This window comes from Vibrio sp. JZG120 (genome assembly GCF_053890955.1).
The window spans coordinates 1238317-1264029 of record NZ_JBSRRK010000001.1 but is presented as its reverse complement, the minus strand read 5'-3'; the positions used below and the strand labels follow the sequence as shown (position 1 = coordinate 1264029).

The following is a 25713-nucleotide window of genomic DNA, read 5'->3' as shown; positions in this document are numbered from 1 at the left end:
ATTTACAAAGAGAAGAGCTTAAAATATGCCAAAGCGTAGTAAAGAAGATACCGAAATCACTATCCAAAAGATCATGGATGCCGTTGTTGATCAGCTACTAAGACTAGGTTACGACAAAATGTCGTACACGACTCTAAGTCAGCAGACAGGTATATCTCGTACCGGTATTAGCCATCACTTCCCTAAGAAAACGGACTTCACCGCCGCACTGGATGGCCGTATCTTTAAAATGTTTATTGAACACCTAGAGTTTGATAAAGGGCTAAGTGCATTTTCACAAAGTTGGATTAAAGCACTGGAAGAGGCTGAGTTCCTCGCGATTTTACGACTGCTATTCCATCACATTGTCACGGCCGAAAATGCGCAAGAATTTGCTGCTAACGGTATTGACCGTTTATACAAAATGGTTGAAAGCCAGTTTGGCGCAGGTGGTGACAAAGAGCTCGAGTGGTTGATTGGTCGTTCATTGATCCAAATGAGTAAGTAATCGCAATTGAGAGCGCTAGATGAACACTTGTTTGCTGCTTTGGTTGTAAAGCCAAGGCAGAACACAGTAATTTTCTCGCCGCTCTTTTGAGCCCAAGATTCGATTAAATATCAAAGCAAAGGCCCGCAATATGATTATTGCGGGCCTTTGTCGTTTGGAAAGCAGAAGAGACGGCTCAGAAGAGATACACGCTAAGCGGCGGCGTGAACTTGAGGAAAGTCTAAAGTTGGATGTTTTGTCACGATGGAGCGGTAGCCATAAACGTGCTCAATGCGCTCTGGCGTCAGTGCATTCCATGGTGTGTCATCACAAACCAGTTTTCCGTTATGCAAAAGTACAAGTCGGTCTGCGTACTGGGAGGCTAAATTCAAGTCATGCAACACGACAACGACCGCGGCGTTCTGTGTTTTCGCAGCCTCACGAGCAATCTTTAACGTGTTGTGTTGGTGGGCGAGATCTAACGCAGAGGTTGGCTCATCAAGCATCAAGATTCGTTCCTCGCCAGATTGGTGTAGCTGTGTCATCACGCGTGCTAGATGTAATCGTTGCTTTTCGCCGCCAGATAAAGATGGGTAGAGGCTTTCTGCCAAATGCATTACATCGGTTTGTTCCATGTAATGTAAAGCTAACTTAGTGGTTTCTTTATTGGACAGCGATAGCGGAATCGCGCCTAATTCGACCACTTCTCTGGCTAAAAATGGGAAGGTCAACGTACTGTGCTGAGGGAGCATCGCAATGTGTTTTGCGCTTTTTTCTGGCTCCCAATCATGCTTTTGTTTACCGAAGTAGGCGATGTCATGATTTGAAGAGATTTCACCACACAGAAGCTTGAGCAAAGTACTTTTGCCCGCACCGTTGGGGCCGAGTAGGGCGGTCACTTCACCAGCTCGGATATCAATATTGATGTCATCGAGAACAACGCGCTTGCCAAATTTCATCGAAATGTTTTTACCCGATAAAACGATCTGGTTCATTACAAAATCTTCCCTTTCTGCTGGAACAATAAGTAGATGAAGAAGGGCGCACCGATCAAGGCGGTCACGATACCGACGGGTAATTCTGCTGGTGCCACGGCAATACGAGCAAACATATCAGCCGCGGTAAGAAGCAGCGCTCCCATGAGTGCAGAGATTGGCAGTAGCGTTCGATGGTCGGGGCCTGCTAGCATGCGTCCTAAGTGAGGAATAACGAGCCCGATAAAACCAATTGCGCCACTAATACTCACCGTAATACCAACCCCCAATGCAGAGAGCAAAATAAGCTGTCGTTTGAGTTTTTGGACTGGAACTCCCAAGTGTCTTGCTTCTGATTCCCCTAGCAGCAGAGCATTTAGCGCCATCGATTTTTTCTGGAACCAGAATAACAGGATGACCAGCGTAACAGCGGATAGGCCTATCCCCGACCAATTTGCGCCAGCTAATGAGCCCATCGACCAAAGTGTCAGATCTCGTAGCATCTGATCATCAGCAATAAAGTTCATATAGCCGATCGCCGCTCCTGAAAGCGCGCTAATGGCGACACCAGCTAACAACATAATCGTAACTGAGGTACCAAACTTACTTGTGCCGAGTTTATAAACGAGAATGGTCGTCAACGCACCACCTAGGAAAGCAAAAAGAGGCAGCGCAGCTAAGTTCATTAGTTGCGGATAGTTTTGGCTAAACTCTGCAAATACAACAATAGCGAACGCACCGCCAAGTGCAGCACCAGCAGACACGCCAATGATGCCGGGCTCGGCCAACGGGTTACGGAATAAGCCCTGCATAACCACGCCACAAATCGCCAAAATGGCGCCGATGAACATACACAAAATGGTGCGAGGCAATCGGATTTCGTTAATGACCAACTGAATGTGAGGAGCGAGATCAGAACTGCCTCCCGTTAGGCTACGCAAACTGTCAGTAAAGCTAATGTTCATTGGGCCAACGGTAATAGAGGCGATAGCAACAAATGCTAAAAAGCCACTAAGTACGGATAACGTCGTTGAAAGGGAGATATGTCTTAACAACATGTCATGTCTCTATGGGTAAAGCCGCGCATTCAAACGCTCGGCTTCTGCAAGGCTTTTAAGACCCAAACCACCAACAAGGGCGTGACCGTCAATCGTGATGATATTTTTATTCATTCCCGCAGGTGTTGCGGCGAGAAGTGGCATTGCTTTTAAAATCGCATCGGCACCGCCCAGCGTTTCATAGCTGCGACCGCTAACGAGAATAACGTCAGGCTGCATCTCTACCATGGCTTCTGTGGATAAAGGCTTGTAAGAAGACAGCTGGTCAGCAGCTGGGTTTAGTCCGCCTGCTAGCTGAATAATTGCATCGGGTGTGGTTTCTGATCCTGCAACGTTCGCAGGTCGACCTTCATGGATGAGTAGAAACAGTACTTTCTTTTTCTGAGCTTGAGCAGGTTGATTTGCATTGAGTGCTTGAACTTGCGCTTTCACATCTTGCTTTAAATCTTCCGCTTTAGCCTGGCGATTCATAAGGTTCGCAATTTGATCGATACGTTGGTAAAGGCCCTCAACGTTGGCATCGGTATTGACGATTTCTACATCTACCCCCGCCGCTTTTAATTGGTTCAATGCTGTTTTCGGTCCCATCTCATCAGAGCCAATGACTTTTGTCGGACGTAAGGCGAGCAACCCTTCTGCTGAAAGGCGGCGATGGTAGCCTACTTTAGGCAGTTCCATGCCTTTTGGTAACTGACTGGTTACGTCGATAGCAACCAAGCTATCTTTGGCGTCGAGTTCAAGCAACAGTTCAGTGACGGCACTGCCTGCACTAACAACACGCTCTGATGATGGTGTTTCATTGGCAAAAAGTTGGCTACTCGCAAGTAGGGAAATGGCTGCCGTAACAACAGCATGAATGGTGGCACGTGTGTTCTTCATTTTGAAAGGATCTCTATCTTACTTATTTTTATGATGGCTCTTCAGTGAGTAACTGAGTTGCCTGAATTCCGTTTTCTTGCAAAAAGCCGAGAAGTTGAACTAGCGACTGAATGTTCGCGGTTTTTTCTGCTCCAATCACAATCGGTTTATCGCTTGATTTACTCTCTTCTAGCAGCGCGAGGGTAAAGTTGTCCCAATCGATGTATGTCTTGCCGTTAATGGCCCAGTAAGGCTCGTCTTTGAGAATATTTACCGTGATGGATTGCTTATCGACATTTGCAACGGCCTGAGATTCTGTACTCGGTAAATTGACATCTAATGAATCGAGCTTGACCGCTGCAGTTAACATCAGGAAAACCATTACGATAAAAATGATGTCCAACAGCGGTGTTAAATCAGGAGTTAAGTCGTTACGAGTGTTGTCTTGTGGCGTTTTAATCATTGTGCTTCTGCCTCGACCTTTGCAGAAGAGCGCACTGCTAATGTTGAATTGTCTGGCGACACGTGTTGCAGAGAGATACCTTCAAGCCATAAGTTGACATAGTTTAATGTGTGTTCGAGTTTGGCGATCACACGATCCGCCCACAAACCAATGATTTGTGCTCCTGAAATCGCAGGAAGGGCGATAATAAGGCCTGCTGCAGTAGTTCGCATGGCCAAACCTAGACCGTCTGCCAAATCATTCGGGGTGATATTCCCCGTTGAGACAGCGATGCCTTTGAACATCTCAATTAAGCCAAGTACCGTACCAAGCAAACCAATCAAAGGGCTGATGACGCCAATCAACGTCAGTAAGCGAAGGCCAGAATGCAGCTGATGACGTTTTTCTTGCAGCCAAATGCCTGCGGCATCTTCTCTTAGAGACTTTGAGAAAGAGTGATGGGCAAGCAACATGGCAACGCCACGATAAAGGAGCGGTCGCTTATGCGACAATTCTTCTGCAAGCGTCTCAAGATCGTTTCCATTCGTTGGGTCCAATCCAATGAGCTTTTGGCGAATGGCTCGTTTCCCGACGCCAAGGCTAATCAAAACGTGGAATAACCGCTCGGTAATGATCATGACGGTGAGGGCTGAGCAAATGATCAAAGGCCATGTCATTAGGCCAAGTTGAGTTTGTAATTCTTGTAGTTGTTCCATTATCCATCCAACTTAAAACGAACAGGTACTTGTACTCGGTGAGCCACTTTTAGCCCGCCCGAAATATGTGGTGTAAATTGCCACTGTTTGATGGCACGAAGCGCTGAGGCGTCCAGCGATTCTGTGCCGGAAGACTCAATCAAAACCTGTTTAATTTGATTGCCATTTTCATCGAGCCATATTTCATATAAGGCTACGCCTTCGATACCGCGTCTTTGTGCAGATCTTGGGTAGCGAGGCTGAGTTGGTTGATTCACAAACGTTGGTTTGTCGACCAAAATAGGTTGAGACGTTGCCCCTTTGGATTGGCTCGCTGGCGCGGTTTGCTGAGCGACCATCTCTTTCTTCGCCGGTTCCGTTTTTTTCTTCGGTTTGGCTTCGGGCTGATTCTCTTGTTTTGTTACGGCTTTGGCTGGTTCCACCGTCTTAGGCTTAGATTGTTTAACCGGCTCTGTTTTTTTCTCCACTACCTTTTTTTTAACAGCGTCTTTCTTGACGACCTGTTTCTTTACGATCTTCTTTTCTGGCTCAGGCTGCTCCTGAGTCTGCGGCTCTTTTGGTGGCGCCACATTTCCTGGTGTGGATTTTTCGACGGCAGGTGGTGGTGCCGATACAAGGTTTAAACTTACCGAACTTGCTGGATTTCCAGCAGGCATCGCGAACACTTTCGTATCTTGAGAAACAAAAAGAAGTGCGGCATGGATGGCAAGGGAAGCACCTCCTGCAATGACATATCTTTGTACGTTCACGGAATATCTCGGGAAACTATGAAAACTTGAGCAGATTATTACTCACAACCGAAATAAGATCAATTATCAATTGCATTATCATTACGCTCAAATTATGATTCTTGCAGATTTTTAAAGACCAGCCTCCATCCCTTATATGGTGGGAGCTAAGCGAGTATATATGAGCGTCGATATCGATAAATTTGACGAATCAGTGTTGGGAAGCGATAGCCCTGACCCATTGCGATTTGCCTTTGTTAAGAAACATTCGGCACACGCTGGCGGAGCGAGCGTGCCTGTACCTCCACCTCAGCAACAGGCAATTTTTTCAAGCGTTACCGCTAACTCGGTTAAAGCGACCAATAAACGTTGTCTTTATATTCACGTTCCATTTTGTCGCGTACGTTGCACCTTTTGTAACTTCTTTCAAAATGCTGCGAGCCGCGCACTGGTTGACGAGTACTTTGACGCACTGATGCAGGAGCTCAAGGAGAAAGCTGCATTGCCTTGGACACAAAACGGTATTTTCCATGCTGTGTATATCGGTGGTGGAACGCCAACTGATCTGTCTCCAGCACAGGTTCGCGTGTTAGGTCAGGCGATTCATGATCACTTTCCTTTGGCTGCGGATTGTGAAATCACCTTAGAAGGTCGCATCAACCGTTTTTCTGATGAGCTATACCAAGCCGCTCTCGACGGTGGATTTAATCGTTTCTCTTTTGGTGTACAAAGTTTTAATACACAAGTGCGTCGCAGCGCGAAACGATTAGATGATAGAGAAGATGTGCTAAAGCGAGTTAGCGAGATTGCCAACGATGACAAAATTCCTGTCATTATCGATTTACTCTACGGCTTGCCTTATCAAACCAAAGAAGTGTTAGAGCAAGATTTAAATGATTTTCTCTCGACTGGCGCACACGGGTTGGACTTATATCAGTTGGTAGTCGGTGGTTCTGCACCCATGCTTAACCTTGTAGAAAAAGGAAAAATCCCCCCACCAGCTACCACGCCAGAAAAAGCAGGCATGTATGAGCTCGGTGTGAACTTTATGGACAAACACCATATGAAGCAACTGAGTGTGAACCATTGGGCAATCGATAACCGTGAACGTAGTTTATACAACAGTTTAGCCAAGACATATGCAGAGGTACTGCCAATTGGCTGTGGCGCTGGAGGTAATATCGGTGGTTACGGAATGATGCAACATCGCACATTGGCGACCTATATTAAAGCCATCAAAGAAGGGCAAAGCACCATCGCTATGATGATGAAGCAAAGCCCTCTAGAGCCACTATTTGCTGCACTCAAATCCGGGTTTGATCGCGGTATCGTTCAGGCAAACCAACTGCCATCGTTTATGGGGGAGGACACGTTCGGGTTTTTAATGCCTCTATTTAAAGTGTGGCAGCAAAAAGGTTTAGTGGAACTGCATGAACGTAGCCTACTTCTTACTCTTGCAGGCAGTTTCTGGGCCGTTTCATTGGCTCAAGGTTGTATTCAGGTACTTACGTCAGAGATGAACGAAACCGTACCGAAAGTATCCAATAATTAATGAAAAAATTGAAAAAAGACGGAAAACATATGGAATCAATCAAACAACAAGTTGAAGCATTACTAGAGCAAGAACCGCAATTATTGCCAGCAGCGATGGCAGAACGTCTCGGTATTTCTGAATTTGAGGTTGTTGCGGCTTTGCCGCAGGAAATGGTGGCCATCGCTCCAGGAGCGCAAGCACAAAGCATTCTAGAAGGTTTGGTTGGTTTCGGCCCAGTGACGACTATTGTTCACTCTTTTGGCTCTATTTTTGAAGTCAAAGCGCCATTCCCAAAGGGAAAAGTAGCGCGTGGCTATTACAATTTAATGGGCAGAGAAGGTGAGCTACACGGTCACTTGAAGCTAGATAATGTTAAAAATGTTGCATTGGTCAGCAAACCGTTTATGGGCAGAGAGAGTCACTATTTTGGCTTTTTCTCTGAGTGCGGAAGCAATATTTTCAAAGTTTATTTAGGCCGTAACGAAAAGCGCGAGCTACTTGAAGATCAAGTCACGGCATTCCGCGCCCTGCAAGCCGAATTGAAAAAGTAATCACAAACATAATCGAGGCTCAACTCGAATACTAATTAGTAAAGTCAGGTATCAATATGGATCAACAAGTTAAACAAGAGCGTTTGCAAGGTCGTTTAGGGCCAGAGATCAAAGAGTTTCGTCAGGAGCGTCGTACGCTTCAGCTTGCAACTGTCGATGCAGAAGCTCGCCCTAATGTAAGCTACGCGCCTTATGTCCAAAATCAGGAAGGCTACTTCGTACTCATTTCTAAAATCGCTCGTCATGCTCGTAACCTTCTAGAAAACCCAAACGTTTCTTTGATGATGATCGAAGATGAAGAATCTTCAAAGCAGTTGTTTGCTCGTAAGCGCTTAACTTTTGATGCTGTGGCAAATGTGGTTGAGCGTGACACGGAGATGTGGCACCAAGTTGTTGGACAAATGAAAGAACGTTTTGGGGAGATAATTGATGGTCTCAGCCAACTAGAGGATTTCGTGTTGTTTAACTTAAAGCCAGAGTCGGGGCTATTTGTTAAAGGCTTTGGTCAGGCGTATCAAGTGTCTGGTGATGATTTAGTAGATTTTGTTCACCTTCAAGAAGGTCACAAGAAAATCGAAAGTGCTTGATTGTAAATCGGTCATGTAAATATCGATCATTCGGAATAATGAACGCATAAGGGGAGTTAGGTTATACTGGCTCCCTTTTTTATATTGGAACAAAAGCATGAAGCCTGTGAGCAAGGAATTGAGCGAGATTTGCTATCCGTTTATTTACGAGGACAGTCCGGTTTGTGACTTTGAAATCACGGCAGATGAACTTTGTAGTCGTATTGGTTTAGTTCTCGCGATGGATCTGGACGAGTTTAGCCGCGATATACTGACAAGAATGCAGCCTAATGTTTATCACCTAAATGGTTCGGTTCGCGGAAAGCTAGCGATTACAGAAGCGGAAGTTGAAGAGCTAAAGGCAGATTATGAATTACTTAAGCAACGCATTGATGGTGGATTCAAAGGTTTCGTTCTACCTGGAGGGCACCCAGCATCCAGTCAATTGCATTTGTGCCGTTGCCAAGCTAAAAAAACGGTACGAGCATTAGTTGCGATCGAACATGCAGGTAAGAAACAACCTGCCCCCATTCTATTTCGTTACGCGAACTTATTGGCGAATGTACTTTATAGCTTGGCTTCTTATATTAATCACATCAATCAAGTCGAAGAGACAGAGTTTGTATCTCGTAGTTACTCGATGCCAAAGAAGTGACCTGAGAAACTAGCAGCTGCGAACATCAAAGCTTCTGCGCGAAAAAATGGCCGCAAAACACCATATTCGACAATTTGCTTCTTGGCTGTTTAGTTAAGAGTTAAGAAGCCATAGCTTTGGCTTCTAGTTCTTTTGCACCGCGCAGCATGGCTTCAATCAGCTCACCAGCATTGAACTTCTCAAGCGCCTCGTGTGCGCCAACTTGGTGAGCTCTGTCTACACAGATTTCGCTCGATAACGACGTATGCAAAATGCGGTATGAGTGATTAAGAGCGGAGTCATTTTGTACTTCGAATGCTAGCTCGTAGCCGTCAAGCCCTGGCATCTCAATATCACTGACCAAAATATCGATTGGTCGATGAGCCTCAGCCTCGCTTTTCATCAGCTCTAGTGCGTCTAAACCATTTTTACAAATTTGGTATCCGATATTGATACTATCAAGAGCATCACACAGCTGTTTACGAGCGATGGAAGAGTCATCCACCAAAAGAATGCTTAATGCTTTTAGGCGCTCACGTTCAACATCTGTCAGCATCGGGATCTTTGAGTTTTCGTATTGCGGATAAATTTTGGAAAGCAGCAGTTCTACATCCAGCATCTGAACCGTTTTGTCTTCGTAGCGAGTAATACCCGTTACGAAAATATTTTTCCCGGCACTCGCTGGTGGGGTTTCAATGGCTTTCCAATCGCATTCAATGATCTTCTCAATACTACGAACCATAAAGGCGACCACGGTTCGCAAACAGTCTGTCACGATCAAGTAGCAATTTTTGTATTCTTCTTCACTGATAGGACGAAAGCCGACAGCCGCTGACATGTCGATCACAGGCACTGTTAAGTTACGTATTGTAACGGTGCCAATGACGTGATGATGCGAGTAAGGGATCTTCGTGGTTGGCATATACGGAACGATTTCACGGACTTTTAGCGTGCCTATCGCGAAACTCTGTTGCAGGGTGAGTTTGAACATCAACATGCCCTGAGATTGATTCGCTTTACTAACGACTTTTGCCATGAAATAACCTTATAAATACCACCGAATTGTGTCTAATCTAATCTTATCAGACGAAGGCTTCAACCATCGGAGAGACAAATGTGAGCTTTTTAGACAATCTCTTAAAGAATAGTGATTAACTGAGCAAAACTTGGTTGTATTTTAATCGTGTTATGCCGAAAGTTTGATAGTCCCATGTATTTGAACCTTGAAGCCGCCTAGGTATAAACAAGAAATGTTTGGCGTGTTAAAAGGGATTGGGTACACTTGCGCGACCAGAATAGTGAGAGATAGATCAATGGCAAATACAGCAGCCGCATTACATATTCTTGTGAAGCACAAAGAGCAAGCAGAAGACATTATCAAGCAACTGAAAAAAGGCGCAAAGTTTCAGACACTAGCGAAGAAGTATTCCACTTGCCCGTCAGGTAAGCGCGGTGGTGATCTTGGTGAGTTCCGCCGTGGTCAAATGGTACCTCAGTTCGACAAAGTGTGCTTTTCTGGCGAGGTTCTGACGCCACATCTAGTCAAAACCAAGTTCGGCTGGCATGTTGTAAAAGTGCTTTACAGAACGTAGTGATTTCTTACAGGTAAGCTTGAGCTTTTTAAATATTACCTGTTTCTGCATATTGTGAGTAATACATGACAGGCATAAGTTAAAGCCATGTATTACTCATAAATTTCCTCTATTTTCCCTACTGTTAATCAGTACAAATAGCCGCCGCATCAAGTTTGATTTGGCATGAGTAAGGTTTTGGGGAGTCCCAATAGATCTTATCAAATTCTGAGTTGCAACCTGCATCTTCCATTAATGCTGTATCCCCGTCACATATCAACATAACTGCATTATTATCTTGAAACTCTGAAAGAATTCGATAATTAGAAATGTTTCCATCGATAGCTAACTGTGAGAGTTTGGTGATTTGAGCTGGATTAGCTGACATCGCATTTTCGAATATTTCTTTCTCTGTTAGTCCTGCTGTGTCTCCAAACTTGAGCTCACCGTCAACAGCTTGGGCTACATCTTTTAAAATCGAGGCCATATCAAACATGACTTCTTCAGAATATTGAGATTTGGTGGCGCAAGAAGTCAATGAGAGAAGAAGGGTGATAACGATGATTAGCTTCATAGATTTCCCCAAGCACTAAGCTGTCCGTTTTCATTTCGGCCAGTGTCTAAATTCCAATTTTCAAAAAAGCCAGTATCTTGGTTTTCATAAATGGTAGCTGCCAGCTTTTCCCAAAATATTTGGATTGTCTTAATCGCCTTATCAAAAATTTCATCGTAGTGCTTAATACCATCTGGCGTTTCTAAATCTTGAATATAAGTAGAGTCAACTTCGTTTGGAAGCGGGTAAGTTAACCCTAGCTTGGAAGCCACATGCCTCGCCCAAGGAAATAAGCGATGCGACTCCTCAGCATTATCCACAATGGATTGAAATCCTTCGTGCCAGACGTTTACGTCAGGTTCGCATTCTTTAGCATATTCAGGGTAAGTAGCTGAAAGGGCACTAGACCAAATAGTACGAATAACTGGATCTATTAGGTTGTTGTTACTCTGGTCCACACAACTGCCGATGTTTTCTCTTACTCTATCTGCAAGGCCAATACTTCCGAGTTGCATCCTGGATGGCCAAATATAAGCATCTTGGTGCATTTCGCAAATTCTGTGGTGCTGGGCGTTCTCTGCGTAAGGGCCCACTTTTAATTCAACAACAGGATGAAGAGTAATATCGGTTGCTACATGTGCTACAAAGCCACATAACCATGAGAAGGCTTTTTCAAAGTGTTCGTTATCTTCGGCTTTTACCTGTTGAATAAGAGCATCAATTAGCTTACCAACGTGGTTGTAATGCATTTTATCTGCCCACTTATTTTGCGCAGAACTCATTAGAGCAAGGTAAGGATAGTCGGGGCTTACACAACCGAGCTCTAAATACCGTTTATTTTGAGCTAAAGCCTTTTTTGCTTCTCGAGGTATGTTTAACTTCATCAATGCATTATTAGCAGAAGCTTCATTTACCGCTGTGATATGTGCGAAAGCACCAGGCATAGTAACCTCCATGTACAGTTTAAATGCATGGAGTTTACTATGCAGGCAATATGTTCGTTGCGACTCGAGTCTTATAAAAATAAATGTTTATGTATTGGATATCGAGCGAGGCATTTGCAAATTATCGCCTTAGGACTTGCGTTATCTATTTTAATGAAAATCGATAATGGCACTTCAAAAAATTAATGAAATCGTGTTATTTGATATAGGAGTCCAACACTTTAAGTACAACTTCCATATCAGCTTCACGCTTTTCTAATTCTTCCTCCAATACGACGTGTTCGATGAGATGGCCTTTGATCACCTCTTTCATTAAGCCATTTACAGCCCCTCGAATTGCAGCAATCTGCTGCAACACATCTTGGCACTCATGTTCTTCTTCCAGCATTTTTTTAAGACCATTCACCTGACCCTGTATTTTGCTGACACGGGTATTGAGCTTCTTTTGATCTCTGGTTGTATGGGACATGACTTATCTTCTTTAAGTTACTGACTGCGAGATTCTAACTGATAATGTAGCACTCATCTTATACTGGGGGGTAGCATTAAATACTAGGGGGGAGTATAGTTTAGGGCAACTTTAGAAGAGCATATTGAGAATAACAATGGATTTCGTCACATTATTACAACAAGGTAACGGATGGTTTTTTATACCCAGCGCCATTTTATTAGGAGCGTTACATGGATTAGAGCCAGGACATTCAAAAACGATGATGGCCGCGTTTATTGTGGCCGTAAAAGGAACAGTGAAGCAGGCGGTGATGTTGGGGTTGGCTGCAACGCTTTCCCATACGGCGATCGTATGGATAATTGCTGCGGGTGGGATGTATATAAGTCAAAGATTTACTGCAGAAGCTGCGGAGCCATGGATGCAGTTTATCTCTGGGGTGATTATCGTTTCGACGGGTTTATGGATGTTCTGGAGAACGTGGAGTGATGAGCGAGCTTGGCACAAAGCTCATAAGCAAGCTCGAGACTGGAGAACGCAAGTTGTCGATACTGGTCATGGGCATCTATCGCTTTCTATCGTAGAAGAAGGGCATCACTGCCGTTTTCAGTTACGCACACTTAACGGTAAGCCTTTAACGGCTGAAAACGTTAAACTAGTGCTACCCAACGCAATCAGACAGCCTTCTGATATTTATCACTTTATTGAGCGCGATGGCTATTTGGAATCTGCCTCCTGTATTGAAGCCTCTGATGATTTTTTCGTCACATTGATGGTCGGGCACCATGATCACACCCACGATTTCGAGGTGCATTTTCATGCGGATTCCCATTCGGAAAGTGAGAATAAAGAGTACCAAGATGCTCATGAGCGTGCTCACGCTCTAGATATTCAAAAGCGCTTTGGCGATCGAGATGTTACCAATGGACAAATACTTCTGTTTGGTTTGACTGGTGGGTTAATACCATGCCCGGCGGCGGTCACTGTTTTACTCATTTGTTTGCAACTTAAGGCCATGACACTTGGTGCAACCTTGGTGGTGTCGTTCAGTATTGGTCTAGCGTTAACTTTAGTTGCGGTTGGTGTTGTCGCGGCAGTGGGCGTTCAAAAAGCAACATCGAAGTGGAGTGGTTTGAACGATGTGGCTCGTCGTGCACCTTATCTATCGGGGATCTTGATTAGTGCCGTTGGTATGTATATGGGCATGCACGGGTTTACGACGTTAATGAGCTAAGCTCTGTTGTAATTATTACGTCGCTTTTTGTTTATTAAAGGTAGCTCTTTCATGTTGTGGATGATTACTAAGTACGCGTTAACCGCAGGAATAGTGGTGCTGATATCTGAAGTTGCCAAGAGAAGTGATAAAGCGGGAGCGCTGATTGCCGCGCTCCCGACGGTCACTATTTTAGCTTTAATTTGGATGTATATTGAAGGGCAAGGTCAGGAAAAGCTCGCGAACCACGCGTTTTATACTTTTTGGTATGTACTGCCTACATTGCCGATGTTTCTAGTTTTTCCTTTCTTACTGAGCCGATATTCGTTTTGGTTCTCTTTGGGAATTTGCGCCATTATTTCAATCGTTTGTTTCTTCATTGTGACCATCGTTATTAAAGAGTTTGGAATAGAATTCACTTAATTGAGCAAAGGAGAATTGTAAGAATATAGGTCGAAGCGCTCGCTTATTTATATTTTCAAGGCTCTAACTAGAACTCTTTTTTTAACTCTCGATGCTAGTGTGGCCGCTTACTTGAAGTTATCGATTACTCTCTTGTTTTTCAGTCAAACCTCGTAGAAATGTGACGTTTTGAAGACTTTTCTTCCTTCATTCTAAAGTTATCGGTAATCAGGCAGATACAGTGGCTACAAAGTTACGTCTAGCTTTGCCAGACAGGCTAAAAATACAGTTTGTGTTGGTTATAAGAGGCGAAAGGCTTAACGCTCTGTCGTGAGCATCACATTGAATTGTACCGAGACAATTAAAATGAAAAGAATCATCTTATTAGCCGTTTGCGCCATGTTTGGTATTGCTGTCGTGGCAAGTATGGCATCAACGTACCTAATTTCGAGTCAGAAAATCGATGACATCATCTTAAACAAATCCCAAGTTCAAGCTGAGTTTTTAGCAGGAAATGCAAGTTATATTTTGGAGAACTCAGCCAATCCAATGCAAGACTTACAATCGCTCGTTGAGGGTTTGAAACAACGTTCAGACGTAAGCTATGCAGTCGTAATTGATCGCAATGTGACGGCGGTTGCTCACAGTGATAAGCAAAAGCTAAATAAAACCTACAATGATAACTACACCGTTGAAGGTGCAACCAAAGGTGTACAACAGTATTCAAAGTGGTATGCCGATGTCCAGAAAGTGTGGGTGTTTGATATCATGGCGCCGATCTACGTGAATGGTCAGTTGTACGGCACGTTTGATATTGGTATTCCTATTACAGAAGTAAGCCAAGCGACGAATGGAATTATTACTTCCCAACTGATTTCCATGGTGGTGATCTTCGTTCTGTGTGTTTTGGCTCTATCGCTGCTACTCAACAAGCTGATGCGACCGCTATCTGCGCTTAAGGAGGCGTTGCAAGACATCTCGAAAGGTGACGGAGACTTAACGGTTCGTTTACCAGCAAAAGGTAATGACGAAGTCGCACAAATTTCTTCGGCGTTCAACGTGTTTGTTGGCAAGGTACATGAAATCATTACACAAGTTGTAAATACTGGTGTAGAGCTGAATGGTTCCGCTGTCGCGCTGCGTGGACAATCTCAACAAGCGCTTGCAAGAGGGCAGGAGCAGAATGAGCAAACCATGCTGGTTGTCACGTCTATGAACGAAATGATCGCGACCGTCAACGAAATTGCGTCAAATGCTGCTGGTGCAGCGAGTGCTGCGAGTACGGCAAGTAATGAGACTCAAGATGGCTACAAGACGCTAGAACGCACCAAGACGGCGATGACGAATCTTGAAAACGAGATGAACAGTACTTCCAATATTATCGTAAGCCTTGCGGACAACACTCAGTCGATTGGTAGTATTCTCGAAGTCATTAGAGGGATCTCTGAGCAAACTAACCTACTAGCGTTAAATGCCGCTATTGAAGCAGCGCGCGCCGGTGATGCCGGACGAGGTTTCGCCGTAGTGGCAGACGAGGTTCGTAATCTTGCAACTAAAACGGCTCAGTCCACTGATGAAATTGACAACATGATCCATCAGTTGCAAACCGAAGCCCAAAGTGCGGTTAATTCAATGAGTAATAGTAGAACCCTAATTGAAGAAGGCACTGCAGAAACGGAGCTCGCTCGACAAGCACTAGAGGCTATTGCAGATCAAGTGACCACCATTTTGGATATCAATACTCAGGTGGCAACGGCAACAGAACAGCAATCGACGGTAGCAAATGAAATTAACATGAATATGGATACCGTCAGTCACTCCGTGAAAAACGCGCTAACGGCGAGTGAGCAATTGGAAGAATCAAGTCAACAACTTGCGGAATTATCGAGAACTCTCGATCGTCACGTAGGAGCGTTTAGAATTTAAACGCCAACGGAAATCCTTTTGCAAAAGCCAGTAAATCTCGATTGCTGGCTTTTTGGCTTTTTTATTTGAGAAAATCTCATGTCGAATTGCTCTACTATGCCAGTTTTTATATTTATTGGGATAAATGATTAGTGATTAACTAGGCGTTAAGTTTCGCGAGTTGTTTTAAGTGCTCAACAAACATAGAGGTTTTCTTGGCTAAGTGCTTTCTAGAAGAGTAAAACGCATAAAGCACTAAATCTTCAGGTTCGTATTCTAGAGGGATGACTTCAAGCTTGCCGCTCTCGATCTCGTCTTTGCATGACTCTATTGGAAGTATTGCGTATCCAAGCCCTGATAACGCGCCAGATTTAGCGAGATGACCACTGTTTACTTTGAACGATGATTGTACTGTTTGCGTAATATGACCTCCGTCGGGGTTTTTAAACACCCAGGGAGCGCCATTTACAGCAGTAAGTGTCGTAATACAGGGAACATGATTTAAATCCGTAATTTTGTAAGGGCGGCCGCACTTATTAAGCAGTTGAGGCGCAGCCAAAATAGCGCTGGGCCAGCGTTTTATTTCCCTTGCTACCCAATTGCTGTCAGACAAAGTCCCTCTATGAAAACTCAAAATGACATCAAAGCTATCAATAACCTCATCTTTTGGGTTTAGCGTTGTATCGCAAGACAAAGAGATTGACGGGTATTGCGTGCAAAAGGTGACAAGCGCTTTGGCCAGTACAGGTGTGTCTGGCATAAGAATACGTAGCTCTCCCGTTACAGTGTGCGAGTGGCGAGTCACGGTTTCTAGCGCGTTGTTGAGTTGTTCCAATAATGGACGAGTGCTGCTATAGAGCTCTTCTCCAGCCTCGGTAGGCGTCATTCGCCTTGTCGTTCTATTGAACAACCTGATGTTTAACTTTTCTTCAAGCAGGGCAATATGTCGGCTGACATTCGATGTTGGTATATTCAAACACTCAGCGGCTCGCTTAAAGCTGTTGTTTTCATACACACAGTGAAAACTTTTTAACCAGATTTGGTCGACGTTATCAAACATTCTATTGTCCCACTTTATTGGATTATCAAGCCAGCATATTGCACTTTATCCTCAGACTGAGTTGCATACAATTTTATTTAACAGTCAGAGCGGGCAAACGATGCAGATGTCGTGCTACGAGGTGATCAATAATGAGGTACTCATGAGTTGGCTAGAAAGGTTATTTGAGAATAAGAATATAATAGGTTCGCGCAAAGCGTCTATTCCTGAGGGCGTTTGGACAAAATGCCCTGAATGTGAACAAATACTTTATCGCGCGGCATTAAAAGAGAATTTGGAAGTATGTCCTAGGTGCTCTCATCACATGAGAATGGCTGCACGTCAAAGGTTGAACACTTTTCTGGATCATGGAACACAGCAAGAGTTGGCAAGTGAGTTGGAACCGCAGGATATTTTGGGTTTTAAAGACTTAAAGCGATATAAAGAGCGAATTGCCATCGCGCAGAAAACGACTGGAGAAAAAGATGCCTTGGTTGTGATGCAGGGGAAGTTGCTAGGCTTGCCTGTTGTAGCTTGTGCGTTTGAATTCTCTTTCATGGCTGGCTCGATGGGGGCGGTGGTTGGCGAGAAATTTGTCCGCGCCGTTGAAACTGCGATTAATACAAAATCTGGGCTAGTGTGTTTTTCTGCTTGCGGAGGGGCGCGCATGCAAGAGTCTTTGGTAGCACTAATGCAAATGTCAAAAACCAGCGCCGCGTTAAACCATTTATCTGAGCACAGATTACCCTATATCTCAGTATTGACGGACCAAACTTATGGTGGCGTCTCGGCGAGTTTAGCCATGTTGGGAGACATCAATATTGGTGAGCCTAAAGCAAGCATCGGCTTTGCGGGAAGGCGTGTTATTGAACAAACGGTACGTGAAAAGCTACCAGACGAGTTTCAAAGAAGTGAGTTTTTATTGGCACATGGCGCATTAGATATGATTGTGGACAGACGTGAAATGCGTGATCGCGTTGGCGGCTTATTGGCTAAGTTAACCAACGCGAGGGTGGTCTCAGAATAGGTTGTATTAAAGTTAGACTTAGTACTTGCGTTTATTGAGCCGTAATCATTACAAACCGTTCATTTTGGCCCCATCTTGGTTCCGCATTCATTAGGCTGAGATCCAACGCCGTTTGGTATGGGTCAACAGCAAAATGGTCGCTTACTAAACCCCAGAGCATCCAGTTGATTGCGGTTTCATTCTCGGTAAGCTCTTCGAGTGGCGCTCGGAGGAAAAAGTACTCATCTTCGCCATCGTAACCGAGCCGATCATAGATAATGTTGCGTAGCTCTCGATCCAAATCATGTTGGAGATTGATTGAGTCGCACAGTTGATCTTCTGTTGGGCCATTCTCATGGCGATAAACATTGCGTTTTGACTCTTTGCGTAAAGTACCTGAGCCAGTTTTAATGCTTACTTTCTTTTGCGAGTGTTGCTCAAGAACTTGAATGATTTCATCCTCTAGTTGATCGAGTTTACTCAGCAAAACTTGATTGTTTATGTCACCAGCGGGGGATGCCATCGTTTGGAAGGCTTTCACTCTCTCGTAGACTGCTTTCCCGTGAGGAAGGGCTGAAAAACACTGTTCTCGGAGCGCTTCATTGGCTTGCCAAATGCCCGAGTAGAGCTCGTAATCATGTGGATATGGTGGAAGATCTTCAGTATCTTCCCCTAATAATTCTCGCCAGCGCTTTTGCCACTGTTCTTCTTTTGCGTGTTTTACACGCGCGTATTGCTTAACCCTGCGGTTACGAAGTTTTACCCCAAAAATGGCAAGTCCCCATGGAGCGAGCAAATAAAAATAATAGTGAGAAGAGTTATCCCAAAAGTAACCGTAAACGTAAACACCAAAAGCAAGCACCCAAGTTCCAATAGTACAAGCAATAACCCCGGACATTATTGATGATTGGCGCTTTGTTTCTCTTAATGTATTACCTTCAGCACATAACCAAAAAATGCCGCCAAAAACAAAGGCAAACGTTGTCATGAAGTAGGCAATCCCCGCTCCCAAAAATCCCCAAAGTGACATGTATTATCCCTAGCCAAATATCTGCTTTATTCACTCATCAATGACTCGAGGAGTAAATGTGTTTGATTTGGCGGAGAATTTACCATTAATGCCAACCTTTTGATATGCACTCGATGACTTATTGGGAATGAGTCACAAATAAAAATAGATGGTATCAAGCATCAAAATTTAATTTAGAACCTTTGATTGTCGTGAACTCTATCTGGAAGAGTTAAGGGGGGCGTTTAAGGGCAATTTTCCTCATAAAGTCGTTATTTAGAAAAAGGTAAATTAATGTTTTTATTGATAATTGTGAGAAATCTTGGGTTGGGATTGATCCCATAAATTTAGAGTAAAAAGCCTATTTTTGGGAGCGATTTCATAAATTTTATGACACTGATTTCACTGTTTGAGCTGTAAAGAATATAAACCCCCACTCCATGTATGTTAATAATCAATGAGTGTTGTTATGTCTCATATCCGTTTTTTCCCGCGCCATCGTTTGGCGCTTGCTTGTATGCTAGCGAGTGTGTCTAGCTTCTCTTTTGCACAAAACCAGTGCGCTGTTGCTGATTTACAACAATCGAGAGACTTGGCTGCTGCCGTTTCTGGTGCTGAGTATGATTGCTACCACGCTTGGTTTTCAGCTCCTTCCGCAACGCTGAACGATATTTACAGCGAAGCGAGCTTAAGCCGTATCCAAGTCGCGTTGGATCAAGAAATTGCACGCTATCGTGGAGAAGCAGAGCAAGCTCGTGTTCTAGAAAATCTGGGCGAGTTTATTCGTGCTGCATACTACGTTCGTTACAATGCTGGCACAGGTACACCTGAGTTTTCAGAAGCGTTGAGTCAGCGTTTTGCTCAGTCGACGAACCTATTCCTTAACAACCCTCATGCTTTGGATCAAGGCCGTGAACAAGTTGGCGCAATGAAGAGCTTGACTTTGATGGTTGATAACGTGAAGCAGTTGCCGCTGACCATGGATAGCATGATGGCCGCGTTGATGCACTTTAACCGTGAAACCGCGCAGGACACGCAATGGGTCGATGGTTTAAACAACCTGTTCCGTTCTATGGCAGGTCATGTAGCAAACGATGAGTTCTACCGCTACATGGCAAACAATACTCACCATATTGATACATTAGCGAGATTCGCATCTGATAACGCTTGGGCATTGGATACGGATGCGAGCTTTATTGTTTTCAATGCATTACGTGAAACTGGTCGTTTGCTTGCGAGCCCAGATCAGGAGACCAAACGCAAAGCCTTGGCTGTGATGCAACAAGTGATGCAGCGTTATCCACTGGGTAGTGAGCATGACAAACTGTGGCTTGCTGCCATAGAGATGATGAGCTACTACGCACCTGAAGGTTTAAACGGTCTGGACCTAGATCAAGCGAAGCAAGATCTAGCAGCGCGCGTGATGCCAAATCGTTTTGAGTGTCAGGGACCTGCCATCATTCGCTCTGAAGATCTGACCGATGCTCAAGCTGCGAAAGCGTGTGAAGTGCTGGCTGCGAAAGAAGCCGACTTCCATCAAGTGGCGAATACGGGCAATCAACCTGTCGCTGATGACTTGAATGACCGTGTTGAGGTGGCGGTGTTTGCTAGTAACGACAGCTACGTTGATTATTCTTCGTTCCTGTTTGGTAATACAACGGACAACGGTGGTCAGTACCTTGAAGGGAATCCATCAAAAGCGGACAATACCGCCCGTTTCGTGGCTTATCGCTATGCGAATGGCGAAGATTTATCGATTTTGAATCTAGAGCATGAGTACACGCACTATTTGGACGCGCGATTTAACCAGTACGGCTCATTCAGTGATAACTTAGCCCACGGTCATATCGTGTGGTGGCTGGAAGGTTTTGCTGAATACATGCATTACAAACAAGGCTACCAAGCTGCGATCGAACTGATTGCAGGCGGTAAATTGAGCCTTTCAACTGTGTTTGATACCACATATTCTCACGATACTAATCGTATCTATCGTTGGGGTTACTTGGCCGTTCGATTCATGCTGGAAAATCATCCGCAAGACGTAGAAAGCTTGTTGGCGTTGTCGCGCACTGGTCAGTTTGAACAGTGGGCGCAACAGGTGACGACATTAGGTCAACAATATGACGCAGAGTTTGAACGCTGGTTGGATACGTTAGAAGTGGAGCCAGAGCAACCAGGTACTGACCCAGAAGAGCCAATAGAACCAACAGAACCTGAAGCACAAGTGACTGAATTGACGGCGAACCAAAGCATTCAACTCAGTGGCGAAGCATACAGCGAAAAACTGTTCTACGTTGATGTTCCAGCCAACACCGTTAACTTCAATGTATCTATTGAGGGCGCGGGTGATGCGGATCTTTACATGAGCTACAACAAAGTCGCGCATTACTATGATTTCGAAATGAGTCAATATGCTGATGGCAGCAATGAAGAGATTGTGTTTGAACCAGAGCAAGATGGTTACGTTAAAGCGGGTCGTTACTACATCAGTTTAACTGGCCGTGATAGCTATGACTCTGTGAATCTTGTGGCTGCTTTAGACGTTGAAGCGCAAACACCGCCAACACAAGTGCAAGACGATTTGGCACCGGTGGTACTAGAGTCTGGTGAAGCAAAAATGCTGACCGTTCACAAGCAGCGTTATGCGGCAGTGTATGTACCTGAAGGTGTTGAAGAGATTCGTGTATGGCTAACGGCTCACTCTCAAACGGGTAATGTCGATCTATACGCCAGCAGAGAGCATTGGCCTACGGTTGAGCAACACGAGTACGTGTCCAACTATGCAGGTAGCAACGAATACCTTGCGATTCCTGTTACTGAAGCTGGTTATGTGCACTTCTCTCTTCAAGCACCAGAACAAGGTGATGACGTTGAAATGTTAGTGCACTTCAACTAAAACATGCTTGATTAGCTGAAATCGAGATAAAAACGTCGCTCATTGAGCGGCGTTTTTGTTTGTATCGGACGCTATTGTGATCAAACAGCGGCGAATGCTAGTTAATCGGCTGATTTATCGAGTTATCCTTTGCTCTTTTTCTAAACGGCTTTAGGTTTGTATTACAATTTACCGTGCACATAAACTTTTTTAGCGACGCGTTCTGTGACCTAGCTTCTGATTTGTGCTTTCCAAACGGATACAATATATATGCACCCCGTGCAATAAAGTGAAAAGGGAAAGACATGAAAACGCTTATTTATGAAACGTTGATTAGCCTTGCTAACCAAGAACCAGAACAACATGCAAGAATCCGACAAAATCTATATGAACAGTTGGATCTGCCGTTCGATAAGCAGCTGGCTTTGTATTCTTGTGCCCTTGGTCCTGCAAGTTCAGGCAAGTTGGAGAGTAGTCAAGGCATTAACAACGCGGTAGATTGCGCGGTTAAACTGCTTGAAACCCCTGAGCGCTAATTCACTCGTTGTTTAAATCACGGCCCGATCCCCAAGGGCCGTTTTTAATTTAATTGCCTTTAAATTGATTTCAACGTCGTGATTACTCTGCTCTTTCCGCTAGCACTTCTTTGAAGGCAAACATGCCGTTTAATGCCGCTGGAAACCCTGCGTAGACGGACATCTGTAAGATGACTTCTTTAATTTCAGCCTCGCTGCAGCCTACATTCAGTGCTGCATTGAGATGTATTTTCAGTTGTGGTGTACAATTCCCCATTGCCGTTAGCGCGGCGACGGTTGAGACTTCTCTCGATTTTAGGTCTAAGCCTGGGCGTGCATAAATATCGCCAAACGGATACTCAATGGTGTACTGAGCTAAATCTGGGCAAATATCTTGTAAGCTTTCGATGACGTTATGACCAGCGTCGCCATCAATGTGAGAGAGTAGTTCTAATCCTTTGTTAAAGCGTGATTGTTCCATCGATATGTTCCTAGTGAATAAATGCAAACATACCTTAATCCTTAGAGTTAACTCTAAGTCAACGAACTTTTCCGCTTTTATACAAGGCAATTTTTTCTTCTAGAGCCGTTAAGTGCTTTTGCTGCTGTTCAATGTGGAGCTTGAGGTTTTCTTGGTGTTGCTCTAGCAAGGCTTGGCGTTGTCGTACAGACTCTGAGCCGACTTCCCTTAATTTTGCATATTCCAGAATCTCTTCAAGCGGCATTGCAGTTTCTTTTAATCGCTTTACGAAGCTAATCCAGCTTAGATCTTTCGCACTATACACTCGATGCCCACTCGCGTTTCTATGGACATGTTTAAGTAAGCCAATTTTTTCATAGTATCGAAGTGTATGAGCAGACAAGCCGACGAGGCTAGAAAACTCTTTGATATTCATGATTACCCTCCAAGGTAATTCATACCAATAGGCATAAGCTAAGTTCCGCATTTTGAAGTCATTTCGGGATAGATACAAACGGTAATCTTCCATGTTTTAAGGTGGGATACGCAGAAGGGGGCTGTTTTGAATACGCGCCAAACGTGATCCACCTGCCAGTTTCACTTTATTAAAAATTAGTTACTCAATAGAGTGGTTTGGCTGTTTTTAGTCTTTGGCCTCCTTTAGGGCGTACCCGGGCATTTTCTTTTATATATTTTGAATGCAATTTTTTGCAATACAAAACAATGATTTAGTTTGTTTTATGTGCGGTGTGCTTGAATGTCATCTACTCGTTTACGTCCAGAGCCGTTTCTACTTGGGCAATGGAGGAGTCACTACGCCTTCATTTTCAGCCTTGAGTTAGGGCGAAAAGGGTGAGGGCGTCTGATGAATAGCTCTTATAATTTCGACTATTGAATTCACTCACAAAAAAATGCAAACAAGTAATCGTGAGTGAAAACGAGTAGGAGAACAACATGAGTGGCTCACAGGAAATACAATCATTCGGTGCGAATGTTATCTTACATGCGTTTGATTGGAAGTATGCTGACATTGCCCAACGAGCAAAAGAAATCCACGAGCTAGGTTACGGCTCCGTGCTGGTTTCGCCACCAATGAAAAGCGCCCAGGATGATCGCTGGTGGCAGCGCTATCAACCTCAAGATTACCGTGTCATCGACAATGCGTTGGGTGATACCAAAGACTTTATCCGTATGGTTCGTGAACTGGAGCAAGTTGGCGTGTGGGTTTACGCTGACGTGGTGTTTAACCATATGGCAAATGAGGCCCACCTTCGCCGAGACCTCCAATACCCAAGGCAAGAGGTCCTGGAGGAATACCAACAAAACAAACAGAAATATCAGTCGCTAACGTTATTTGGCGACTTATCTCAACCGCTTTTTGATGAAGAGGACTTTGTTGAAGCATTCGGTATTAAAGACTGGAAAGATAAATGGCAGGTACAAAATGGACGCATCACAGGTGGACCAACCGATCCTGGCTTGCCAACCCTCCGTGTTTGTGACCATGTCGTTGAGCAGCAACGCGCTTACCTAAAAGCATTGAAAGCCATTGGTGTGAAAGGTTTTCGTATTGATGCCGCGAAACACATGACGCTAGAGCATCTTAAACGTGTTTGGACAGACGACATCACGCGCGATGTGCATATATTTGGCGAAATTATTACCGATGGCGGTGCGACAGAGGAAGAGTATCAGTTGTTTCTTGAGCCGTATTTACAGGAAACTCGCTTAGGCGCTTATGATTTCCCGTTGTTCTCGACCATTTTTAAGGCGTTCGCTAAAAAGGGCAGTTTCAAGTCGTTGATTGACCCATACTGTTTCGGTCAGGCCCTTTCGCCCGGTCGCGCGATTACATTTGTTGTCACGCATGACATTCCTAACAATGACGTTTTTCTTGATCTGATCATGGATGAGGAAAATGAATGGTTAGCTTATGCCTACATTCTAGGCCGCGATGGTGGTGTGCCATTGGTTTATACCGACTTAAACACTAGCGGTATTACAGATAAAAATGGCAAGCCAAGATGGCAAGGCGCATGGAACGATCCGCGAATGGCGAAAATGATCCAATTCCATAATATGACGCATGGCGAGTCGATGAGTGTTCTTGAAGGTAACGATGATATGCTGGTACTTAAGCGAGGGAGCAAAGGCATTGTCGTGCTTAATAAATCGCAGCGTCAGCAGTCTTTGGCATTGAAAATGGATGGCGACTGGGTGGATTTGATGACGGAGCAGGACGTTCCATCTGACGGTAAGTTAATTGTGCCACCTAAAGCCTCAATGTTGCTCGTCGAAAACTAAAAAATAAAACACCGAGCTTAGCGAGCTCGGTGTTTATGTTTGTCGGCGGTCATTCAAGAACGGGTAAAGTCTAATGTAAAACCGAAGTCTTTCGCCTCTGCTATGAGGTTATGAGCACTCATTAACGCAACATTCAGCCTTTAAAAAGCCGATCACATCATCTAAACATTGGTACTCTGCAACGCAAAAAAGGGTTCGCCCCTCACGACGTTGGGTGATAAGCCCGGCTGAGGCTAGACTAGAAATATGATGAGAGAGAGTGGAAGCAGGAATGCCAAGCTTTTCTTGTACGCCGCCTACCGCGATACCTTTGTATCCAGCTTTGACAACTTCTTTGTAAATACTTAAACGAGTAGGATGACCTAACTCTTTTAGTGCTTTAGCGACGGCTTCAAGCTCCATACTGACCTCTAAAGAATGACTACAGTAAATTTGTTTCGATAATAGGGAAAGTCTCGGTAAATGCCAACTCTTGTGATCTAGGAACGATTTAAATCAGATGAGATTCATACCGGCTCATACCAGCACAACAATAATTGTCTACTCCAATGAGACAGATCAATCTTCATTATTATTTCACCCCACGTTCAAACTCCCTCGTCTACACTCATGGGTGAGTTGTCAGTTGGCAGACCAAGGAGGCGGCCATGATTGCGGTTCATAGAGATTATTGTTTGTCTAACAGTTCAGATTTACATGCTCACGTTAAAGTTAACCCTGTCGGTAAATTAGAAGTTGAGATTGTAGAACTTCAAGAGCGCCATACCACAGAGTTTGATGATTTGTCTTTTGAGAGCCGTGGGTGTGAAACTCGAATCTGTGGTAAAGAAGACACAACTCCGTGGCAGTTCAATCTTGCAGTTACTGATGCGTTAGAGCTTTCTCACTTAGTGGAAGAAGCAAACGAAGAGTATGAGATTTTAATGAATGATCTTATGTAAT

The 25713-nt window shown here is 44.3% G+C and carries 29 protein-coding genes; 14 read left to right on the top strand and 15 right to left on the bottom strand.

The genetic code is table 11. From position 1 onward, the window contains the following. Positions 1-25: 25 nt before the first annotated feature. Positions 26-487 (top strand): TetR/AcrR family transcriptional regulator, encoded by a 462-nt coding sequence (locus ACWPOD_RS05470; protein ID WP_456231637.1) that lies wholly within the window; start codon positions 26-28, stop codon positions 485-487. A 191-nt stretch (positions 488-678) separates the two neighbouring features. On the opposite strand, the gene ACWPOD_RS05465 is transcribed toward ACWPOD_RS05470, so the two are convergent. Genes ACWPOD_RS05465 through ACWPOD_RS05440 form a run of 6 tightly spaced genes read right to left on the bottom strand, consistent with a single transcriptional unit; the run spans position 679 to position 5263 of the window. Further along, complete coding sequence (locus ACWPOD_RS05465) at positions 679-1461, bottom strand: heme ABC transporter ATP-binding protein (RefSeq protein WP_046873763.1); 783 nt, start codon at positions 1459-1461, stop codon at positions 679-681. Next, positions 1461-2498 carry a FecCD family ABC transporter permease gene (locus ACWPOD_RS05460; RefSeq protein WP_109169155.1) on the bottom strand — a complete coding sequence of 346 codons (1038 nt, stop codon included), beginning with the start codon at positions 2496-2498 and terminating at the stop codon, positions 1461-1463. The genes ACWPOD_RS05465 and ACWPOD_RS05460 overlap by 1 nt, the downstream gene beginning before the upstream one ends. A gap of 9 nt (positions 2499-2507) precedes the next feature. Beyond that, a complete protein-coding gene (locus ACWPOD_RS05455) occupies positions 2508-3377 on the bottom strand; it encodes a heme/hemin ABC transporter substrate-binding protein (protein ID WP_456231636.1) in 870 nt (289 codons plus the stop codon). Positions 3378-3405: 28 nt separating this feature from the next. Continuing rightward, positions 3406-3819, bottom strand: coding sequence for an ExbD/TolR family protein (locus ACWPOD_RS05450; protein ID WP_048625312.1), 414 nt, complete (start codon positions 3817-3819; stop codon positions 3406-3408). Next, positions 3816-4514, bottom strand: a complete 699-nt coding sequence (locus ACWPOD_RS05445) for a MotA/TolQ/ExbB proton channel family protein (protein WP_005392513.1) — start codon at positions 4512-4514, stop codon at positions 3816-3818. The genes ACWPOD_RS05450 and ACWPOD_RS05445 overlap by 4 nt, the downstream gene beginning before the upstream one ends. Then, complete coding sequence (locus ACWPOD_RS05440) at positions 4514-5263, bottom strand: energy transducer TonB (RefSeq protein ID WP_395195086.1); 750 nt, start codon at positions 5261-5263, stop codon at positions 4514-4516. The genes ACWPOD_RS05445 and ACWPOD_RS05440 overlap by 1 nt, the downstream gene beginning before the upstream one ends. Before the next feature lie 160 nt (positions 5264-5423). Here ACWPOD_RS05440 and hutW point away from each other — a divergent pair, with 160 nt between their 5' ends. The 4 genes from hutW to ACWPOD_RS05420 all read left to right on the top strand — a co-directional run bounded on the left by hutW (position 5424) and on the right by ACWPOD_RS05420 (position 8548). Beyond that, positions 5424-6794, top strand: a complete 1371-nt coding sequence (gene hutW, locus ACWPOD_RS05435) for a heme anaerobic degradation radical SAM methyltransferase ChuW/HutW (RefSeq protein ID WP_456231635.1) — start codon at positions 5424-5426, stop codon at positions 6792-6794. Between the two features lie 29 nt (positions 6795-6823). Beyond that, entirely contained in the window at positions 6824-7327 is a 504-nt protein-coding gene (gene hutX / locus ACWPOD_RS05430; RefSeq protein WP_047008487.1) for a heme utilization cystosolic carrier protein HutX, read from the top strand. Positions 7328-7383: 56 nt separating this feature from the next. Beyond that, on the top strand, positions 7384-7914 hold the full coding sequence (hutZ, locus tag ACWPOD_RS05425) for a heme utilization protein HutZ (protein WP_065645732.1): 531 nt from the start codon (positions 7384-7386) through the stop codon (positions 7912-7914). 97 nt (positions 7915-8011) lie between these two features. Continuing rightward, a complete protein-coding gene (locus tag ACWPOD_RS05420; protein WP_048625311.1) occupies positions 8012-8548 on the top strand; it encodes an ATP:cob(I)alamin adenosyltransferase in 537 nt (178 codons plus the stop codon). A gap of 100 nt (positions 8549-8648) precedes the next feature. On the opposite strand, the gene ACWPOD_RS05415 is transcribed toward ACWPOD_RS05420, so the two are convergent. After that, positions 8649-9563, bottom strand: a complete 915-nt coding sequence (locus tag ACWPOD_RS05415) for a chemotaxis protein (protein ID WP_005392519.1) — start codon at positions 9561-9563, stop codon at positions 8649-8651. A gap of 214 nt (positions 9564-9777) precedes the next feature. Here ACWPOD_RS05415 and ppiC point away from each other — a divergent pair, with 214 nt between their 5' ends. Continuing rightward, a complete protein-coding gene (gene ppiC / locus ACWPOD_RS05410; RefSeq protein WP_074189873.1) occupies positions 9778-10119 on the top strand; it encodes a peptidylprolyl isomerase PpiC in 342 nt (113 codons plus the stop codon). A 124-nt stretch (positions 10120-10243) separates the two neighbouring features. On the opposite strand, the gene ACWPOD_RS05405 is transcribed toward ppiC, so the two are convergent. From ACWPOD_RS05405 to rcnR, 3 genes are all read right to left on the bottom strand, one after another. Next, positions 10244-10672 (bottom strand): hypothetical protein, encoded by a 429-nt coding sequence (locus tag ACWPOD_RS05405; protein ID WP_167427671.1) that lies wholly within the window; start codon positions 10670-10672, stop codon positions 10244-10246. Continuing rightward, a complete protein-coding gene (locus ACWPOD_RS05400; protein WP_256949617.1) occupies positions 10669-11595 on the bottom strand; it encodes a zinc dependent phospholipase C family protein in 927 nt (308 codons plus the stop codon). Before ACWPOD_RS05400 ends, ACWPOD_RS05405 begins: the two co-directional genes overlap by 4 nt. A 196-nt stretch (positions 11596-11791) precedes the next feature. Next, positions 11792-12064 (bottom strand): Ni(II)/Co(II)-binding transcriptional repressor RcnR, encoded by a 273-nt coding sequence (gene rcnR / locus ACWPOD_RS05395; RefSeq protein WP_046873754.1) that lies wholly within the window; start codon positions 12062-12064, stop codon positions 11792-11794. Positions 12065-12200: 136 nt separating this feature from the next. Here rcnR and ACWPOD_RS05390 point away from each other — a divergent pair, with 136 nt between their 5' ends. From ACWPOD_RS05390 to ACWPOD_RS05380, 3 genes are all read left to right on the top strand, one after another. Then, positions 12201-13277, top strand: a complete 1077-nt coding sequence (locus ACWPOD_RS05390) for a nickel/cobalt efflux protein RcnA (RefSeq protein WP_456231634.1) — start codon at positions 12201-12203, stop codon at positions 13275-13277. A gap of 51 nt (positions 13278-13328) precedes the next feature. After that, positions 13329-13679: a DUF3147 family protein gene (locus ACWPOD_RS05385; protein WP_167427669.1), complete on the top strand. Its 351-nt coding sequence runs from the start codon at positions 13329-13331 to the stop codon at positions 13677-13679. A 345-nt stretch (positions 13680-14024) separates the two neighbouring features. Further along, on the top strand, positions 14025-15584 hold the full coding sequence (locus ACWPOD_RS05380; RefSeq protein WP_048625305.1) for a methyl-accepting chemotaxis protein: 1560 nt from the start codon (positions 14025-14027) through the stop codon (positions 15582-15584). Positions 15585-15723: 139 nt separating this feature from the next. Here the strand turns inward: ACWPOD_RS05380 and ACWPOD_RS05375 are convergent, their stop codons facing one another. After that, positions 15724-16623: a LysR family transcriptional regulator gene (locus ACWPOD_RS05375; RefSeq protein ID WP_167427668.1), complete on the bottom strand. Its 900-nt coding sequence runs from the start codon at positions 16621-16623 to the stop codon at positions 15724-15726. A gap of 142 nt (positions 16624-16765) precedes the next feature. On the opposite strand from ACWPOD_RS05375, the gene accD reads away from it, so the two are divergent. Continuing rightward, the gene (gene accD, locus ACWPOD_RS05370; RefSeq protein ID WP_047008421.1) at positions 16766-17629 is read left to right on the top strand and encodes an acetyl-CoA carboxylase, carboxyltransferase subunit beta; all 864 of its coding nucleotides are present in this window, start codon (positions 16766-16768) and stop codon (positions 17627-17629) included. A gap of 31 nt (positions 17630-17660) precedes the next feature. Here accD and ACWPOD_RS05365 read toward each other — a convergent pair whose 3' ends face one another. Further along, positions 17661-18638 (bottom strand): hypothetical protein, encoded by a 978-nt coding sequence (locus tag ACWPOD_RS05365; protein WP_167427667.1) that lies wholly within the window; start codon positions 18636-18638, stop codon positions 17661-17663. Positions 18639-19086: 448 nt separating this feature from the next. Between ACWPOD_RS05365 and ACWPOD_RS05360 the strand changes: the two genes are divergently transcribed. Together ACWPOD_RS05360 and ACWPOD_RS05355 are read left to right on the top strand one after the other, a co-directional pair. After that, positions 19087-21513, top strand: a complete 2427-nt coding sequence (locus tag ACWPOD_RS05360; protein WP_167427666.1) for a M9 family metallopeptidase — start codon at positions 19087-19089, stop codon at positions 21511-21513. A 284-nt stretch (positions 21514-21797) separates the two neighbouring features. Beyond that, on the top strand, positions 21798-22028 hold the full coding sequence (locus ACWPOD_RS05355) for a PAS factor family protein (RefSeq protein WP_005375384.1): 231 nt from the start codon (positions 21798-21800) through the stop codon (positions 22026-22028). A gap of 82 nt (positions 22029-22110) precedes the next feature. Here the strand turns inward: ACWPOD_RS05355 and ACWPOD_RS05350 are convergent, their stop codons facing one another. Together ACWPOD_RS05350 and ACWPOD_RS05345 are read right to left on the bottom strand one after the other, a co-directional pair. Continuing rightward, positions 22111-22488 carry a carboxymuconolactone decarboxylase family protein gene (locus tag ACWPOD_RS05350; protein WP_167427665.1) on the bottom strand — a complete coding sequence of 126 codons (378 nt, stop codon included), beginning with the start codon at positions 22486-22488 and terminating at the stop codon, positions 22111-22113. A 58-nt stretch (positions 22489-22546) separates the two neighbouring features. Continuing rightward, positions 22547-22903: a MerR family transcriptional regulator gene (locus ACWPOD_RS05345; RefSeq protein ID WP_005392533.1), complete on the bottom strand. Its 357-nt coding sequence runs from the start codon at positions 22901-22903 to the stop codon at positions 22547-22549. Positions 22904-23421: 518 nt separating this feature from the next. On the opposite strand from ACWPOD_RS05345, the gene ACWPOD_RS05340 reads away from it, so the two are divergent. Further along, positions 23422-24771 (top strand): alpha-amylase family protein, encoded by a 1350-nt coding sequence (locus ACWPOD_RS05340; protein WP_167427664.1) that lies wholly within the window; start codon positions 23422-23424, stop codon positions 24769-24771. Between the two features lie 108 nt (positions 24772-24879). Here the strand turns inward: ACWPOD_RS05340 and ACWPOD_RS05335 are convergent, their stop codons facing one another. Further along, positions 24880-25173: an ArsR/SmtB family transcription factor gene (locus tag ACWPOD_RS05335; protein WP_047008415.1), complete on the bottom strand. Its 294-nt coding sequence runs from the start codon at positions 25171-25173 to the stop codon at positions 24880-24882. A 245-nt stretch (positions 25174-25418) separates the two neighbouring features. Here ACWPOD_RS05335 and ACWPOD_RS05330 point away from each other — a divergent pair, with 245 nt between their 5' ends. Next, positions 25419-25712: a hypothetical protein gene (locus tag ACWPOD_RS05330; RefSeq protein ID WP_005392536.1), complete on the top strand. Its 294-nt coding sequence runs from the start codon at positions 25419-25421 to the stop codon at positions 25710-25712. Position 25713 lies beyond the last annotated feature (1 nt).

Coding starts and splice junctions, on each gene's coding strand:
- ACWPOD_RS05470 (WP_456231637.1), top strand. CDS start 26: ATGCCAAAGCGTAGTAAAGAAGATACCGAAATCACTATCCAAAAGATC.
- ACWPOD_RS05465 (WP_046873763.1), bottom strand. CDS start 1,461: ATGAACCAGATCGTTTTATCGGGTAAAAACATTTCGATGAAATTTGGC.
- ACWPOD_RS05460 (WP_109169155.1), bottom strand. CDS start 2,498: ATGTTGTTAAGACATATCTCCCTTTCAACGACGTTATCCGTACTTAGT.
- ACWPOD_RS05455 (WP_456231636.1), bottom strand. CDS start 3,377: ATGAAGAACACACGTGCCACCATTCATGCTGTTGTTACGGCAGCCATT.
- ACWPOD_RS05450 (WP_048625312.1), bottom strand. CDS start 3,819: ATGATTAAAACGCCACAAGACAACACTCGTAACGACTTAACTCCTGAT.
- ACWPOD_RS05445 (WP_005392513.1), bottom strand. CDS start 4,514: ATGGAACAACTACAAGAATTACAAACTCAACTTGGCCTAATGACATGG.
- hutW (WP_456231635.1), top strand. CDS start 5,424: ATGAGCGTCGATATCGATAAATTTGACGAATCAGTGTTGGGAAGCGAT.
- hutX (WP_047008487.1), top strand. CDS start 6,824: ATGGAATCAATCAAACAACAAGTTGAAGCATTACTAGAGCAAGAACCG.
- hutZ (WP_065645732.1), top strand. CDS start 7,384: ATGGATCAACAAGTTAAACAAGAGCGTTTGCAAGGTCGTTTAGGGCCA.
- ACWPOD_RS05420 (WP_048625311.1), top strand. CDS start 8,012: ATGAAGCCTGTGAGCAAGGAATTGAGCGAGATTTGCTATCCGTTTATT.
- ACWPOD_RS05415 (WP_005392519.1), bottom strand. CDS start 9,563: ATGGCAAAAGTCGTTAGTAAAGCGAATCAATCTCAGGGCATGTTGATG.
- ppiC (WP_074189873.1), top strand. CDS start 9,778: ATGTTTGGCGTGTTAAAAGGGATTGGGTACACTTGCGCGACCAGAATA.
- ACWPOD_RS05405 (WP_167427671.1), bottom strand. CDS start 10,672: ATGAAGCTAATCATCGTTATCACCCTTCTTCTCTCATTGACTTCTTGC.
- ACWPOD_RS05400 (WP_256949617.1), bottom strand. CDS start 11,595: ATGCCTGGTGCTTTCGCACATATCACAGCGGTAAATGAAGCTTCTGCT.
- rcnR (WP_046873754.1), bottom strand. CDS start 12,064: ATGTCCCATACAACCAGAGATCAAAAGAAGCTCAATACCCGTGTCAGC.
- ACWPOD_RS05390 (WP_456231634.1), top strand. CDS start 12,201: ATGGATTTCGTCACATTATTACAACAAGGTAACGGATGGTTTTTTATA.
- ACWPOD_RS05385 (WP_167427669.1), top strand. CDS start 13,329: ATGTTGTGGATGATTACTAAGTACGCGTTAACCGCAGGAATAGTGGTG.
- ACWPOD_RS05380 (WP_048625305.1), top strand. CDS start 14,025: ATGAAAAGAATCATCTTATTAGCCGTTTGCGCCATGTTTGGTATTGCT.
- ACWPOD_RS05375 (WP_167427668.1), bottom strand. CDS start 16,623: ATGTTTGATAACGTCGACCAAATCTGGTTAAAAAGTTTTCACTGTGTG.
- accD (WP_047008421.1), top strand. CDS start 16,766: ATGAGTTGGCTAGAAAGGTTATTTGAGAATAAGAATATAATAGGTTCG.
- ACWPOD_RS05365 (WP_167427667.1), bottom strand. CDS start 18,638: ATGTCACTTTGGGGATTTTTGGGAGCGGGGATTGCCTACTTCATGACA.
- ACWPOD_RS05360 (WP_167427666.1), top strand. CDS start 19,087: ATGTCTCATATCCGTTTTTTCCCGCGCCATCGTTTGGCGCTTGCTTGT.
- ACWPOD_RS05355 (WP_005375384.1), top strand. CDS start 21,798: ATGAAAACGCTTATTTATGAAACGTTGATTAGCCTTGCTAACCAAGAA.
- ACWPOD_RS05350 (WP_167427665.1), bottom strand. CDS start 22,488: ATGGAACAATCACGCTTTAACAAAGGATTAGAACTACTCTCTCACATT.
- ACWPOD_RS05345 (WP_005392533.1), bottom strand. CDS start 22,903: ATGAATATCAAAGAGTTTTCTAGCCTCGTCGGCTTGTCTGCTCATACA.
- ACWPOD_RS05340 (WP_167427664.1), top strand. CDS start 23,422: ATGAGTGGCTCACAGGAAATACAATCATTCGGTGCGAATGTTATCTTA.
- ACWPOD_RS05335 (WP_047008415.1), bottom strand. CDS start 25,173: ATGGAGCTTGAAGCCGTCGCTAAAGCACTAAAAGAGTTAGGTCATCCT.
- ACWPOD_RS05330 (WP_005392536.1), top strand. CDS start 25,419: ATGATTGCGGTTCATAGAGATTATTGTTTGTCTAACAGTTCAGATTTA.